Genomic DNA, 14,914 nt, shown 5'->3' on the forward strand with positions numbered 1-14,914 from the left:
GTGATAGCTAATAATCTTATTCTAGGTGATAGCTAATAATCTTATTCTAGGTGATAGCTAATAATCTTATTCTAGGTGATAGCTAATAATCTTATTCTAGGTGATAGCTAATAATCTTATTCTAGGTACAAAAAAGCCAGACTAACGTCTGGCTTTTCTAATGGTACAGTTGTTACACCGATTCAGTTTCTTCAATCTCTTCGACTGCTTCAACTTCAGGGCGATCGACTAACTCAACATAGGCCATAGGTGCTTTATCACCAGTACGTAATCCACACTTTAAGATGCGAATATAACCACCTGGACGCTCTTCATAGCGAGGTCCAAGTTCGTTGAACAATTTACCTACCACTTCTTTATCACCAGTACGTGCCATTGCCAAACGGCGATTAGCTACACTGTCTTGCTTAGCAAGTGTGATAAGAGGCTCAATTACGCGACGCAATTCTTTCGCTTTTGGTAAAGTTGTTTTAATCAACTCATGCTTTACCAAAGAACCAGCCATATTTTTAAACATAGCTTGACGATGACTGCTGTTACGATTTAACTGACGACCACTTTTACGATGGCGCATAGTTTTATCCTTCTCTACAAATCAGGTTTAAGAACCTAATTAATCTTTTTCAGCGATTGACTCTGGTGGCCAGTTTTCTAGGCGCATGCCTAAAGAAAGTCCACGAGAAGCTAGCACATCTTTAATCTCAGTTAGAGATTTTTTACCTAAGTTAGGAGTTTTTAACAACTCTACTTCAGTACGTTGTACTAGGTCACCAATGTATTGTATTGCTTCGGCTTTTAAACAGTTAGCTGAACGTACAGTTAGCTCTAAATCATCAACAGGGCGAAGTAAAATCGGGTCAAATTCCGGCTTCTCTTCTTTTTCAACTGGCTCAGATATATCACGTAATTCAACAAATGCGTCTAATTGTTCAGCTAATATAGTAGCTGCACGACGTATTGCTTCTTCCGGATCGATTGTGCCATTTGTTTCCATATCAATGATTAACTTATCAAGGTCGGTTCTTTGCTCTACTCGAGCAGATTCGACATTATAAGATATACGATCAACAGGGCTGTATGAAGCGTCCACTAATAAACGTCCAATAGGACGATCATCTTCTTCCGAAGAGCGGCGAGTTGATGCAGGAACGTAACCACGACCCATTTCTACTTTGATACGCATGCTGAGTTCAGCTTCGCCAGTCAAAGTACAAACCAAATGGTCGGGGTTAACAATTTCCACATCGCCATCATGCTGGATATCACCAGCTAATACTGGGCCCGCACCGGATTTCACTAGAGTTAGTGTTGCTTCAGTTTTGCCTTCAAGACGCACGGCTAAACCTTTTAGGTTAAGCAATATCTCAATAACATCTTCTTGAACGCCTTCTTTGGTGCTGTATTCATGCAACACACCATCGATTTCAACTTCTGTTACAGCACATCCAGGCATCGAAGACAATAAGATGCGACGTAACGCGTTACCTAGCGTATGTCCAAACCCACGTTCTAAAGGTTCAAGTGTCACCTTTGCGCGAGTTGACGAGACGTTATCAATTTCAACTAATCTTGGTTTTAAGAATTCAGTTACAGAACCCACATTGTTTCCTCTCTTCTTTAAACTTTACTTAGAGTAAAGTTCGACAATCAACTGTTCGTTAATATCAGCAGTCAAATCAGATCTTTCAGGAACACGTTTAAATGTACCTTCCATCTTCTTGTTATCTACTTCTATCCAAGTTGGCTTTTCACGCTGATCCGCTAGTTCCAATGCGGCAACTATACGCGCTTGCTTCTTCGCTTTCTCACGAATGGACACGACGTCATCAGCAGAAACGTTGAAAGAAGGAACGTTAACAACCTTACCGTTAACCAAAATGGCTTTATGGCTTACTAGTTGACGCGCTTCTGCACGAGTACTAGCAAAACCTATACGGTATACAACATTGTCTAAACGCTGCTCCAAAAGCTGCAACAAGTTTTCACCTGTGTTGCCTTTCAAGCGTGCTGCTTCTTTATAATAGTTACGGAATTGCTTTTCCAATACACCGTACATACGACGTACTTTTTGCTTTTCACGTAATTGAACACCGTAATCAGACAACCGGCCACGACGTGCCCCATGTTGTCCAGGTGCTGTATCAATTTTACATTTAGATTCGATTGCTCGAACGCCGCTTTTAAGGAACAAATCTGTTCCTTCACGACGGCTAAGTTTGAGTTTGGGACCCAAATATCTTGCCATGATCTTTCTCCAACTGTCCGTCGATTAAACGCGACGTTTTTTCGGTGGACGACAACCGTTGTGAGGTATAGGTGTCACATCGGTAATATTAGTGATTTTATAACCAGCAGCGTTCAAAGCTCTAATCGCAGACTCACGACCTGGGCCTGGGCCCTTTACGAACACTTCTATGTTTTTCAAACCGTAATCCTGAGCGGCTGTACCAGCACGTTCAGCAGCTACTTGTGCAGCAAAAGGAGTTGATTTACGTGAACCACGAAAACCTGAACCACCTGATGTTGCCCATGACAGAGCATTGCCCTGACGGTCTGTAATAGTCACTATTGTATTGTTGAAAGAGGCATGTATATGAGCCATACCATCAGCAACTTGACGTTTTACGCGCTTACGCGTTTTGGTTTGTGCTTTAGCCATAATATCCCCCGCTTATCGTTTTATTGCTTTGCGAGGACCTTTACGGGTTCGCGCATTAGTTTTAGTGCGCTGACCACGTAGAGGAAGACTACGACGGTGGCGAATACCACGGTAGCAACCCAAATCCATCAAACGTTTGATACTCATTGATACTTCACGACGAAGATCACCTTCGACAGTGAATTTTCCAACTTCTTCACGAAGTTTATCAATCTGTTCTTCATCAAGATCTTTGATCTTGGTTGTCTCTGAAACACCTGAGGATACACAAATGCTTTTTGCACGTGTGGAACCAACACCATAAATTGCAGATAACGCAATTACAGTATGCTTATGTTCAGGGATGTTAATGCCAGCGATACGGGCCATTAACAGTACTCCTTATAATTTATAGTCATTAGCCTAAAAAGCCCGATAGGATACTTACCCAATAACTAAATTGCAAATAAGGATTGAGGCGCTAGTGTATCTAGACGACCCCCAATCCAATCGATTAACCTTGCCTTTGCTTATGCTTAAGGTCAGAACTGCAAATCACACGCACAACACCGTTGCGCTTAACGATTTTACAATTACGGCAAATCCGCTTGACTGATGCACGAACTTTCATTTCATCACTCCGTAAATCGCTAACTTAGCGGCCGTAGCCTTTAAGATTAGCTTTTTTGAGAACAGACTCATATTGATTTGACATCAAATGAGTCTGCACCTGCGCCATGAAATCCATGATGACCACTACCATAATAAGTAATGAAGTACCGCCAAAATAAAACGGGACATTCCAAGCGATCAACATGAACTCAGGCACTAAACATATAAAGGTTATGTAAAGTGCACCTGCCAAAGTAAGGCGTGTCATCACTTTATCAACATATTTAGATGTTTGTTCACCAGGACGAATACCTGGAACAAAAGCTCCAGACTTCTTCAAATTATCTGCCGTCTCACGAGGGTTAAAAACCAACGCAGTATAGAAAAAACAGAAGAAAATAATCGTCGCAGCATATAACATCACATACAAAGGTTGCCCTGGGGACAACTGAAGCGCCACATCTTGTAACCAAGATAAAGACTCATTCTGACCAAACCAATTTGCAATAGTTCCAGGAAACAAAATAATACTTGATGCAAAAATAGGAGGTATAACACCTGCCATGTTCACTTTTAAAGGAAGATGCGAGCTTTGCGCTGCAAAAACCTTGCGACCCTGTTGGCGTTTTGCATAGTTAACGACAATACGTCGTTGACCACGCTCTACAAACACAACAAAATAAGTGACGGCAATAATGATTACGCCAACTAACATTAAGAAAAGTAAGTTCAATTCACCCTGCCTTGCCATTTCAGCAACATTACCTAATGCTGATGGCAAACCAGATACAATACCGGCAAAAATCAGAATTGAGATACCGTTACCAATACCTCTCTCTGTAATTTGTTCGCCTAGCCACATCAGGAACATAGTCCCTGTAACTAGGCTTATCCATGCTGTAAAGTAAAAACCGAAACCAGGGTTAATTACCAAACCTTGTATAAGATTGGGTAGATTTGTCGCAATTCCAACTGCTTGGAATGATGCCAATACCAAGGTAAAATACCGAGTATATTGACTAATCTTACGACGACCAGCTTCACCTTCTTTTTTAAGCTCCATCATCGGAGGATGCATATGTGACATCAACTGAATAATAATAGAAGCTGTAATATAAGGCATAATGCCTAGGGCTAGAACCGACGCGCGTTCAAGTGCACCACCGGAGAACATGTTAAACATCTCTACGATTGTGCCTTTTTGTTGCTCAAATAATTGAGCTAACACCGCAGCGTCAATACCAGGAATAGGTACATAAGAACCCAACCTAAATACTATTATCGCACCAAGTACGAACAACAATCTTGATTTAAGCTCGCTCAAACCGCCTTTAGCGCTTGAATCCTGTCCTGGTTTAGCCATCTAGCCTATTCCTCTACTTTACCGCCAGCTGCCTTGATTGACTCAAGAGCGCCTTTAGTTACCTTTAAACCACTAATCGTAACGGCACGCGAAATGTCACCACTTTTTAATACTTTAATAAACAACATCTCTTTCTTAATAAGACCTGCTGCTTTTAAAGATTCAAGTGATACCACATCACCTTCTACCTTCGCAATTTCACTTAGCGTAACTTGGTCAGTAACCAAAGATTTACGCGAAGTAAAACCAAACTTAGGTAGACGACGTTGAATCGGCATTTGCCCGCCTTCAAAACCAGGTTTTACAGAACCGCCTGAGCGGGACTTTTGACCTTTGTGACCACGGCCACCAGTTTTTCCAAGACCAGAGCCCATACCACGACCCACACGTTTACCAACTTTTTTCGCTCCAGGTGCAGGAGCAAGAGTATTCAAATGCATCTTTTACTCCTCCACTACTTCGACCATGTAAAATACACGGTTGATCATGCCACGGACAGATGGGGTGTCTTCAAGTTCACGAATGTGACCAATACGACGAAGACCCAAACCAGTAAGCGTAGCTTTATGCTTAGGTAAACGACCAATAGAACTTTTCGTTTGTTTTACTTTAATCATTTTAGTCATGACCAATTACCCCAAAATCTGCGATACAGACAATCCACGTTTGGCAGCAACTGACTCAGGCGAATTCATTTCTGTCAACGCATTGATTGTTGCACGCACAACGTTAATTGGATTGGTAGATCCGTAACATTTCGAAAGTACATTTTGTACACCAGATACTTCAAGAACTGCACGCATTGCACCACCGGCAATAATACCAGTACCTTCTGATGCGGGTTGCATGTAGACCTTAGAACCTGAATGACGACCTTTTATTGGGTGCTGTAGTGTGTTGCCATTAAGATCAACATTCACAATATTGCGACGTGCTTTTTCCATAGCTTTCTGAATTGCAGCAGGCACTTCACGCGCTTTACCGTAACCAAAACCTACACGACCATTACCGTCACCAACTACTGTCAAAGCAGTAAAACTAAAGATTCGACCACCTTTAACTACTTTTGATACGCGGTTGACGGCAATAAGCTTTTCTAACAGATCACCACCGTTTTGAACTTCTACTTTAGCCATAATTAACTCCTAGAACTGAAGACCAGCTTCGCGAGCTGCATCAGCTAATGCTTTAACTCGACCGTGATACTTGAATCCGCTACGATCAAAGGCAACTTTCTTGATGCCCTTTTCGATAGCGCGTTCTGCGATCGCTTTGCCAATAGCCGCTGCTGCCGCTGAATTACCAGTACCCTTTAGGCTACTTGCTAGTTCAGTTTCAACTGTTGAAGCCGACGCCAATACTTCAGAACCACTAGGCGCGATTAACTGAGCGTATATGTGACGCGGTGTGCGGTTAACAACCAAGCGATGCGCGGCCAATTCACTAATTTTTTTACGTGCACGAGTAGCGCGACGCAAACGAGCTGATTTTTTATCCATCGTACCGACTCCTTATTTCTTCTTAGCTTCTTTACGACGCACAACTTCATCTGCGTAACGAACGCCTTTGCCTTTGTAAGGCTCTGGTGGACGATATGCGCGAATGTTAGCTGCAACCTGACCTATCAACTGCTTATCAACGCCTTTAACGATGATTTCAGTTTGACTCGGAGTTTCAACCGAAATACCCTCAGGCATTTCGTATGCTACTGGGTGTGAGAAACCCAAAGTCAAATTTAGCTTTGTACCTTGAGCTTGCGCTCGGTAACCTACGCCATTCAACAATAATTTCTTCTCAAAACCATTAGATACACCAAGTATCATGTTGTTTAACAAAGAGCGAGCCGTTCCAGATTGTGCCCAACCGTTTGCTTTACCTTCACGAGGCTTAGCAAGAAGTTGATTTTCTTCCTGAACTACTTCAACTGCATCATTAAACACACGAACTAGAGTACCGTTTTTACCTTTAACTGTGACTTCTTGACCAGCAATAGATATTTCTACACCAGACAGGATATCAACAGGAGCTTTTGCTATACGTGACATTTTATTCCCCTTACGCTACGTAGCCGATGATCTCACCACCCATGCCCGCTTTACGCGCTGCACGGTCAGTCATCACACCTTTAGAGGTAGACACGATAGCCACACCTAAACCACCCATTACTTTTGGCAACTCATCTTTTTTCTTATAGATGCGAAGACCTGGGCGACTTACGCGCTCAATGCTCTCGATTACTTTTTTGCCTTCGAAGTACTTTAAAGTCACTTCTAATACAGGCTTTACGTCGCCAGAAACAGCGAAGTCTGTCACATATCCTTCTTCTTTTAGAACGCCTGCAATTGCAACTCGCACTTTAGAAGACGGCATAGATACAGAAACTTTACTAGCCATCTGGCCATTACGTACGCGGGTAAACATATCCGCGATAGGATCTTGCATACTCATATCAGCTACCCCTTACCAACTGGCTTTTTTCAAGCCAGGCACTTCACCGCGCATGGCTGCTTCACGCAACTTGATACGACTCATGCCAAACTTGCGTAGGAAACCATGTGGACGACCTGTAATGTTGCAGCGATTACGCTTACGACTTACAGATGAGTCACGTGGCAGTTGTTGTAGCTTAAGAACAGCGTCCCAACGTTCTTCATCAGAAGAGTTGACATCGCTGATAGTCGCTTTAAGCGCTGCGCGTTTTACCGCGAACTTAACAACTAGCTTCGCACGTTTTACTTCGCGCGCTTTCATTGATTCTTTTGCCATAACCCTAACCTTACTTTTTAAACGGGAAGTTAAACGCGCTTAATAAAGCGTGTGCTTCCGCATCGGTTTGTGCGCTGGTAGTGATAGTGATATCCATACCGCGTATCTTGTCCACTTTATCGAATTCGATTTCAGGGAAGATAATTTGCTCACGAACGCCCATGCTAAAGTTACCGCGACCGTCAAATGACTTAGGATTTAAGCCACGAAAATCACGGATACGAGGAATTGCTATAGAAACTAAACGTTCAAAGAATTCCCACATACGTTCACCACGTAGGGTTACTTTACAGCCAATCGGATAACCTTCACGGATTTTAAAACCCGCAACGGACTTGCGAGCAACAGTTACAATAGGCTTTTGACCAGCAATTGCTTGCATGTCAGCCGTGGCATTTTCTAATACCTTTTTGTCTGCTACCGCTTCACCTAAACCCATGTTTAGTGTGATTTTATCAATCCGAGGGACTTGCATGACGCTTTTGTAGTTGAACTGCTTAGCAAGTTCCGCTACAACTGAGTCTTTATAAAAATCATGCAGTTTCGCCATCGTACTCTCCAATTTTTATACTAGTTCGCCGTCTGATTTGAAGAAACGTACTTTCTTCTCATCTTCAAGACGGAAACCCACACGATCTGCTTTACCCGTTTTTGAGTTGTAGATCGCTACATTTGATACGTGAATCGATGCTTCTTTCTCAACAATACCACCAGTCACACCCAATTGAGGGTTAGGTTTCTGATGTTTCTTGATCATGCTCACACCTTCAACGATAAGACGGTTAGAAGCCGGAAGAACTTTAAGCACTTTGCCTTGTTTTCCTTTATCTTTACCAGCCAAAACGATGATTTCATCATCACGACGAATTTTGTTAGCCATATCGTGACTCCTTATAATACCTCAGGGGCTAGCGAGACAATTTTCATGTTATTAACACGAAGTTCTCGAGTAACCGGGCCAAAGATACGCGTACCAATCGGTTGCTTGTTTGCATTTAGCAAAACAGCTGCGTTGCTGTCGAAACGGATCGAAGATCCATCTGGACGACGTACGCCTTTTCTAGTACGCACCACCACTGCAGTTAGTACATCACCTTTTTTTACTTTACCGCGAGGAATTGCTTCCTTGACAGTAACTTTAATGATGTCACCAATATGTGCATAACGGCGATGCGAGCCACCAAGAACCTTAATACACTGAACCCTGCGAGCACCGGAATTATCGGCAACCTCCAGGTTAGTTTGCATTTGGATCATGTTAGTGCTCCGCTATTAAATTAAGACTCTTCCGAGCCGTTTACCTGCAAAAAAACAGTGTTAGCTGCTTTTTTATACATACCCCAGTTAAAAGGGCGCGAAATACTAACAGATTAGACTATGACGCGATAGTCTAATCTTTAAAAATAATAATAAAGATCGTGTTATAAGTACTAAGCTGCTATTTACACACAATTAACTTATTTAACGCCTTAATTTCAAGACCCTGTCATTTTCGCTGGTTGACATATATGCCTCGTAAAAGACTTATATTCGACATGTTAAGTTTAATAAAGTTGAGATCTTGGAGCATGTATCTGGGACAACTGTTTTTCTCTAATAATACTATCCTGTCGTTTCGCGTTATTTCCCTCTTTTTTACTTCTATCGTGAAGATAGTGCTGTATTACACACGTTATAAGTTATGTGATAAATAAACAAAAATCGTTTGGCAAAGTCACAGTTTTATTTTTTTCACAGTTAAAACCAGCAATATAAAGTATGGCGTTCTAAATTATCTCGTTTTACGAACGAAATAAAAATCTGTATCAGAACATCCACATGTAAAACTATAGTTATGAAGTTAATAATCAATTAACTGTGTTAAAAAGCCGTACACGTCATAAAGATTAACAGTCAGTCACTTATTCATTTCATCAAACAATGATTATCCTATCAAACGGACACAGCTATGATATGTAACTAATTTAACAACACAAAACCTTATTACAGCTTCAACACTTAGTTCAATAGTTAACTGGTAATCAGCAAATTTCTCTTTATTTTCGTCACAAAAAACTGCCGTCAATAGATAGTTATAATGATGACTTATAAAAGTACGAGATTTATTACACAGGCTTTAAAAATTTTACAACGCGTTGCATAAAAAAATAAACCATATTGAAAGACTTTTATTTACTCAAAACCTAACCTCTATTGCCTAGCTATTTTTCCAATTAGTTCACCATTAATAAGGCTGTCATAATGTTTCTCTAGATCATGACGTTTAACTTTAAGAGTCGGAGTCAAAAGACCATTATCTACAGTCCATTCGTCTTTCATCACAACCAGACAATCAAGCTTCGCATGACTCTCAAGTGTGCTGTTAACTTCATCAAGAGTTGCTGACAAACTTTTTTCAATTTCTTCTGCTGGAAGCTTCAGTGCTTCTTCAGACAAAACGACTAAACCAATAGGTTGTTTTAATTGCGAGCCAGTAACACAGACTTGTTCAATAGATGAATTTGCCATCAGTTTCGATTCAATTGGCACAGGTGCGACATATTTACCTTTGGATGTCTTAAATATTTCTTTTAAACGTCCAGTAATTTGAATATAGCCATCGCTGTCTATAGAACCTTTGTCACCTGTTTTCAGGTATCCATCTTCTGTCATCACTTCAGATGTCTTTTTAGGCTCCAAATAATACTCTTTCATATTACAAGGGCCCTTAACCTGAATTTCACCCTCTTCAGCTATACGTATATCCACACCTGAATAAGCACGACCTATAGACCCTATTTTGTCAGCCCTAAAAGGAATACAACATGTACCATATGCGCTGTTTTCGGTCATGCCCCACCCTTCGGAAATGTTGACTCCAATTTTTCTGAACCACTCTAAAGTAGAAGCAGGAATAGGTGCTGAACCGCTGGCACATAGTCTTGCTTCTCCTAATCCTAATTTGACACGTATTTTTTTGCTGACCATGCTACCCACTATCGGAATACGTAGTAACAAGTCGAGTTTCTTCTGAGGCATGTTAGCTAATACTCCCATCTGGAAACGTGTCCATAAACGCGGAACAGAAATAAATAAAGTTGGCTGGGTGGCTCTAACATCGCGAGCAAAGGTTTCTAAAGACTCAATAAAGTTAATACGAGTACCAGAATAAAAACTTGAAATTTCAACTAGTACTCTTTCAGTAATGTGTGCCAGTGGCAGATAACTAAGAACTCGATCATTTTGATTCACCCCTAGTTCGTTTAAAGAGTTCGATGCCGCCCAACAAATAGATTCATAATTGTGCACCACACCCTTTGGGTTACCAGTACTGCCAGATGTATATATTATTGACATAACAGAATCTAATGCTGGGATGGGCTTTTCGAGAAGCGGAGAGGTTTGTAATAATTCATTCCACTGCTTATCAGCAGGAATGTTGGGATACGGAAACGCAAGTTTAACCACCCCGTCATCAATTGCGGCAACTTGCTGTTCAGTATTATCCAACTTACCAACAAATATCACTGGGCACTTAGCATGATCCAAAACATATTGAATTGTCTTTTGACCAGCAGTGGAATATATAGGTACTGACACATGACCTGCTAACATAATCGCTAAATCGGCAATAAACCACTCAGCACAGTTCTTTGATAAAATAGCAATGTGACTACCTTTGGGTAAATCCATTGCCAGTAAACTCGCCGCAACTTTTCGTGCTTGTTGACCAGTTTCGCGCCATGTGAAATCTTTGATTACACCATCAATAGGTTGTTTTAAATAGACAGTTTCAGGATGAGTATCTTCCCATTGGTAAAACATTTCTAGGGGTGTTTTTAGTGACATATTGGATACTTATAGTAGTGTCGATAGCTATTTATAACGATTGTAAGTAAATAGGTCAATCGTTCATTCACAACAACTTGTTAACAAATGCAAAAGTCCACTAACAAGCTGTTTTTCCTGAGAAACAATCAGTTTTTTATATAAATAATGTTGGATATTAGGCAATAAACAGAATATTAATCATCCATTAGTCTCTTAATTTACCTATAAAGAAATGAAAACCCACTTAGCTAAAAAGTAGATTTTTTACTCTAAAAATTTTTTTTTGGCTAACACTTTACAAGTCTATTTTGTAAAAAAACATTGCCTTTGACATATTATTATAATGTTGGAAAAGCAAGTTTCTGCACACACTTAATATTAATACCAGTTACCACATTAAATATTTTTAAGGACTCGAAAATAGTAAAGTGGGGAAGCGGCAAAATCTCACTGAGACTAGCTGAAAATCATCAAGTGCTTGTATGAAACAGTGTTTATCGAAAAAAATCGATACTTTTTTTTGGTTACAAAGATAGTACCCGTCTATTTAAAAGAAAAAAGAGAATACCTTAAAGACATTCCCTCGTTATTTTTTAACCCCTCTGTCTAACGATTTCATATAAACAAACGCCTGTTGCAACAGAAACATTGAGGCTTGAAACAGAACCAGCCATAGGTAATTTAATCAACTCGTCACAGTGTTCGCGGGTTAGGCGGCGCATACCTTTGCCTTCAGCACCCATGACAAGCGCCATAGGGCCGTTAAATTTACAATCATAGATATTATTTTCTGCTTCTCCTGAAGTGCCAACTATCCACACGCCTGCATCTTGCAAGTCTCGTAACGTTCTAGCAAGGTTGGTAACTTGCACTAAAGGAATGACATCAGCCGCACCAGACGCTACCTTTCGAACTACTGGTGTAAGAGCAGCAGATTTATCCTTCGGCACTACCACCGCATCCACCCCAGCTGCATCGGCTGTTCGCAAACAAGCACCTAAGTTGTGGGGATCAGTTACACCATCCAAAATAAGTAAAAATGGCAACTTACTTGACTCTACAATGGCAGCTAAATCGTTCTCATTATATTGCTTAGCAGGTTTAACTTTAGCAACAACACCTTGGTGTTGCCCTCCGTCAACTTTATCATCTAGCGTTTTTCGTTGACAAAATTGTACTGAAGTACCTAAGCTTCTAGCCTGGCTAACGATTTCATGAACACTCTTATCATCTCGACCTTTCAACACAAAAAGTTCAATTAAACGCTCAGGTTCACGCAGGATAATTGATTCAAGTGCATGAATTCCATATAACCATTCTTGTTGAGCCATATACTTTATTTCCCCTTTTTGGATGAACTGGTTGGTTTACTTCGAGATGCTTTCGACTTAGAAGGTGTGCGACTTTTTCTTGTAGCCGGCTTTTTAGTCGACTTTCCAGCTGGTGCAGGTTTGTCGGATATGTTTTTTGCTGCAGGTCCTCTAGATTTTTGTCCAGACGGTTTCCTACCTGCTGTTTTCCTGATATTTTTGCCCTCAACACCATCCAATAAGAAATCAATTTTACGTTCGTCTAAGTTGACTGAAGCAATTTTAACCTCAACAGGATCGCCCAATCTGTAGACCGTACCAAAACTTTCGCCAATTAAATGCTGCTTAACTTCGTCATAACGAAAATAATCCTTTTCTAAAGAAGTAATATGTACCAAACCGTCAATGTGGAATTCGGTCAGGCGTACAAAAAAACCAAAATTTGTTACAGAAGCAATTACGCCTTCAAACACATCACCAACATGGTCCAGCATAAATTCACATTTGAGCCAATCAGATACGTCTCTAGTGGCATCGTCTGCTCTGCGCTCGGTCATCGAACATTGTTCACCTAATACTTCCACTTCATCTGCGGTGTAGGCTTTTCCACCTGTTTTACTTTTACGCTGATGTTGTTTATCGGTTATGCCTTTTAGTGCACGGTGCACCACCAAGTCAGGATAGCGACGGATAGGTGAAGTAAAGTGCGCGTAAGCGTCTAATGCCAAACCGAAATGACCGATATTTTCATGATCGTATACGGCTTGTTTCATCGAGCGTAATAACATGGTTTGGATCAGTTCTTGATCAGGCCTGCCTTGAATTTTTTCAATCACATCAGTGAAATCTTGAGGCGATACATCACTGCCAATTTTGTGAGTGATACCTACTTCGCCCAGATATGACAAAAATGCGCCTAAACGATCAGAATCGGGCTCATCGTGAATACGATACAAGGCTTCAGCTTTGTTTTTAGTTAAAGCTTGCGCAGCAGACACGTTAGCTAAAATCATACATTCTTCAATTAGCTTGTGTGCATCGTTTCGTGTTACCGGCATAATATTGTCAATTTTACGCTGAGCATTAAATACAAATTTGCTCTCTTGAGTTTCAAATTCAATTGCACCACGTTGCTTCCGTGTGCGCTTTAAAACACGGTACATATCATGTAAATTTTTCAGATGTGGCACTTGCTCCGCATAACGTTTATGTAGTTCAGGATTACCTTGCCCCCCTTGTTCTTTTAAGAGGTCCCATACTTTGGTGTAAGTTAACCTTGCTTTAGAATTCATCACCGCTTCGTAAAATTGATGCTCCACCAGCTTTCCCGTTTTGCTGATAGTCATCTCGCAAACCAGACATAAACGGTCAACTTGAGGATTAAGTGAACATAATCCATTCGATAAGACTTCAGGCAACATTGGAATGACTTGTTCAGGGAAATAGACCGAATTACCACGATTTTGTGCTTCACTATCAAGTGCGGTACCTGGACGCACATAATGACTTACGTCCGCTATGGCTACCCACAATTGCCAACCACCATCGTCTAATGGTTCACAAAAAACGGCATCATCAAAATCACGTGCATCTTCACCGTCTATGGTAACTAAGGGTAATTGTCTTAAATCAATGCGATCTTGTTTTGCCTCATCAGGGACTTGTTCATTAAGTCCCTTAACTTGTTTATCGACGCCTTTTGGCCAATGGTGTGGAATATCAAAAGTACGTAGTGCCATATCGATTTCCATGCCGGGAGCCATATGCTCACCTAACACTTCAATAATTTTACCGATAGCATTGACGCGTTTACGGGGGCGCTGAACAATTTCAACCACAACAATATGCCCTTGGCGGGCGCCATTTGTTTGTTCTGTGGGGATCATTATTTCGTGGTTGATACGACTGTCATCCGGAATGACTACCCCCACGTTATTCTCAAAGAAATAACGACCTACTATAGGCTCAGTACGAGGCTCAATAATTTTGGCAATTCTAGCTTCTCGTCTGCCACGGTTATCTGTACCACTTTCTTTAACCAGCACTACATCTCCATGCAACACCATGGACATTTGTGCATTATGAATAAATAAGTCTTTATCGCCGTCATCGCGCTTCAAAAAACCAAAACCATCTCGATGGCCTATTACTTGACCTTGAATAAGGTCTTCCGTTTTAAGCTTTGCATATTTTTTGTCACGATTAAACTCAACTTGTCCTTCGCGCTCCATAGCTCGAAGCCGACGCTGAATGCCAATACGACTGTCTTCGTCTTTTGCATCAAGCATCTGACAAAATTCCAGAAAAGATAAAGGTTTTTTAGCTGCGACTAAAAGTTCAAGGAGATATTCACGGCTAGCAACAGGCTTTTCGTATTTTTCTTTTTCGCGTTGGTAAAAAGGGTCGTCGCTCATA

Annotated in this window: 20 protein-coding genes; all 20 read right to left on the reverse strand. The window is 41.0% G+C overall.

Annotated features, from left to right (window positions below; all coding sequences use genetic code 11):
* Positions 1 to 172: 172 nt before the first annotated feature.
* Positions 173 to 574, reverse strand: coding sequence for a 50S ribosomal protein L17 (rplQ, locus tag QZ562_RS14500; RefSeq protein ID WP_293761537.1), 402 nt, complete (start codon positions 572 to 574; stop codon positions 173 to 175).
* 39 nt (positions 575 to 613) lie between these two features.
* Entirely contained in the window at positions 614 to 1,600 is a 987-nt protein-coding gene (gene rpoA, locus QZ562_RS14505) for a DNA-directed RNA polymerase subunit alpha (protein WP_293761540.1), read from the reverse strand.
* Between the two features lie 24 nt (positions 1,601 to 1,624).
* On the reverse strand, positions 1,625 to 2,245 hold the full coding sequence (gene rpsD / locus QZ562_RS14510) for a 30S ribosomal protein S4 (RefSeq protein WP_293761543.1): 621 nt from the start codon (positions 2,243 to 2,245) through the stop codon (positions 1,625 to 1,627).
* Between the two features lie 24 nt (positions 2,246 to 2,269).
* Positions 2,270 to 2,659 (reverse strand): 30S ribosomal protein S11, encoded by a 390-nt coding sequence (gene rpsK, locus QZ562_RS14515; protein WP_293761546.1) that lies wholly within the window; start codon positions 2,657 to 2,659, stop codon positions 2,270 to 2,272.
* A gap of 12 nt (positions 2,660 to 2,671) precedes the next feature.
* The gene (rpsM, locus tag QZ562_RS14520; RefSeq protein WP_293761549.1) at positions 2,672 to 3,028 is read right to left on the reverse strand and encodes a 30S ribosomal protein S13; all 357 of its coding nucleotides are present in this window, start codon (positions 3,026 to 3,028) and stop codon (positions 2,672 to 2,674) included.
* A 124-nt stretch (positions 3,029 to 3,152) separates the two neighbouring features.
* Positions 3,153 to 3,269 carry a 50S ribosomal protein L36 gene (gene rpmJ / locus QZ562_RS14525; RefSeq protein ID WP_081588951.1) on the reverse strand — a complete coding sequence of 39 codons (117 nt, stop codon included), beginning with the start codon at positions 3,267 to 3,269 and terminating at the stop codon, positions 3,153 to 3,155.
* 24 nt (positions 3,270 to 3,293) lie between these two features.
* Positions 3,294 to 4,613: a preprotein translocase subunit SecY gene (gene secY, locus QZ562_RS14530; protein ID WP_293761554.1), complete on the reverse strand. Its 1,320-nt coding sequence runs from the start codon at positions 4,611 to 4,613 to the stop codon at positions 3,294 to 3,296.
* A 5-nt stretch (positions 4,614 to 4,618) separates the two neighbouring features.
* Entirely contained in the window at positions 4,619 to 5,053 is a 435-nt protein-coding gene (rplO, locus tag QZ562_RS14535; RefSeq protein WP_293761557.1) for a 50S ribosomal protein L15, read from the reverse strand.
* A gap of 3 nt (positions 5,054 to 5,056) precedes the next feature.
* Positions 5,057 to 5,239, reverse strand: coding sequence for a 50S ribosomal protein L30 (gene rpmD, locus QZ562_RS14540; protein ID WP_007634248.1), 183 nt, complete (start codon positions 5,237 to 5,239; stop codon positions 5,057 to 5,059).
* 6 nt (positions 5,240 to 5,245) lie between these two features.
* Positions 5,246 to 5,749: a 30S ribosomal protein S5 gene (gene rpsE / locus QZ562_RS14545; protein ID WP_007634249.1), complete on the reverse strand. Its 504-nt coding sequence runs from the start codon at positions 5,747 to 5,749 to the stop codon at positions 5,246 to 5,248.
* 9 nt (positions 5,750 to 5,758) lie between these two features.
* The gene (gene rplR / locus QZ562_RS14550) at positions 5,759 to 6,112 is read right to left on the reverse strand and encodes a 50S ribosomal protein L18 (protein ID WP_293761565.1); all 354 of its coding nucleotides are present in this window, start codon (positions 6,110 to 6,112) and stop codon (positions 5,759 to 5,761) included.
* A 12-nt stretch (positions 6,113 to 6,124) separates the two neighbouring features.
* Complete coding sequence (gene rplF / locus QZ562_RS14555; protein ID WP_293761567.1) at positions 6,125 to 6,658, reverse strand: 50S ribosomal protein L6; 534 nt, start codon at positions 6,656 to 6,658, stop codon at positions 6,125 to 6,127.
* A gap of 10 nt (positions 6,659 to 6,668) precedes the next feature.
* Positions 6,669 to 7,061: a 30S ribosomal protein S8 gene (gene rpsH / locus QZ562_RS14560; RefSeq protein ID WP_133471050.1), complete on the reverse strand. Its 393-nt coding sequence runs from the start codon at positions 7,059 to 7,061 to the stop codon at positions 6,669 to 6,671.
* 12 nt (positions 7,062 to 7,073) lie between these two features.
* Positions 7,074 to 7,379 carry a 30S ribosomal protein S14 gene (gene rpsN / locus QZ562_RS14565; protein ID WP_007625692.1) on the reverse strand — a complete coding sequence of 102 codons (306 nt, stop codon included), beginning with the start codon at positions 7,377 to 7,379 and terminating at the stop codon, positions 7,074 to 7,076.
* 10 nt (positions 7,380 to 7,389) lie between these two features.
* Positions 7,390 to 7,929: a 50S ribosomal protein L5 gene (rplE, locus tag QZ562_RS14570; protein ID WP_293761574.1), complete on the reverse strand. Its 540-nt coding sequence runs from the start codon at positions 7,927 to 7,929 to the stop codon at positions 7,390 to 7,392.
* A 15-nt stretch (positions 7,930 to 7,944) separates the two neighbouring features.
* Positions 7,945 to 8,259, reverse strand: coding sequence for a 50S ribosomal protein L24 (rplX, locus tag QZ562_RS14575; RefSeq protein ID WP_293761576.1), 315 nt, complete (start codon positions 8,257 to 8,259; stop codon positions 7,945 to 7,947).
* Between the two features lie 11 nt (positions 8,260 to 8,270).
* Complete coding sequence (rplN, locus tag QZ562_RS14580; protein ID WP_007639984.1) at positions 8,271 to 8,636, reverse strand: 50S ribosomal protein L14; 366 nt, start codon at positions 8,634 to 8,636, stop codon at positions 8,271 to 8,273.
* Positions 8,637 to 9,569: 933 nt separating this feature from the next.
* On the reverse strand, positions 9,570 to 11,207 hold the full coding sequence (locus QZ562_RS14585; protein WP_293761579.1) for an AMP-binding protein: 1,638 nt from the start codon (positions 11,205 to 11,207) through the stop codon (positions 9,570 to 9,572).
* Between the two features lie 575 nt (positions 11,208 to 11,782).
* The gene (gene rlmB, locus QZ562_RS14590; RefSeq protein ID WP_293761581.1) at positions 11,783 to 12,520 is read right to left on the reverse strand and encodes a 23S rRNA (guanosine(2251)-2'-O)-methyltransferase RlmB; all 738 of its coding nucleotides are present in this window, start codon (positions 12,518 to 12,520) and stop codon (positions 11,783 to 11,785) included.
* Positions 12,521 to 12,525: 5 nt separating this feature from the next.
* Positions 12,526 to 14,913 (reverse strand): ribonuclease R, encoded by a 2,388-nt coding sequence (rnr, locus tag QZ562_RS14595; protein WP_293761583.1) that lies wholly within the window; start codon positions 14,911 to 14,913, stop codon positions 12,526 to 12,528.
* Position 14,914: the final 1 nt, after the last annotated feature.

Source organism: uncultured Paraglaciecola sp. (assembly GCF_913058035.1).
In the GTDB taxonomy this organism is placed as follows: Bacteria; Pseudomonadota; Gammaproteobacteria; order Enterobacterales; family Alteromonadaceae; genus Paraglaciecola.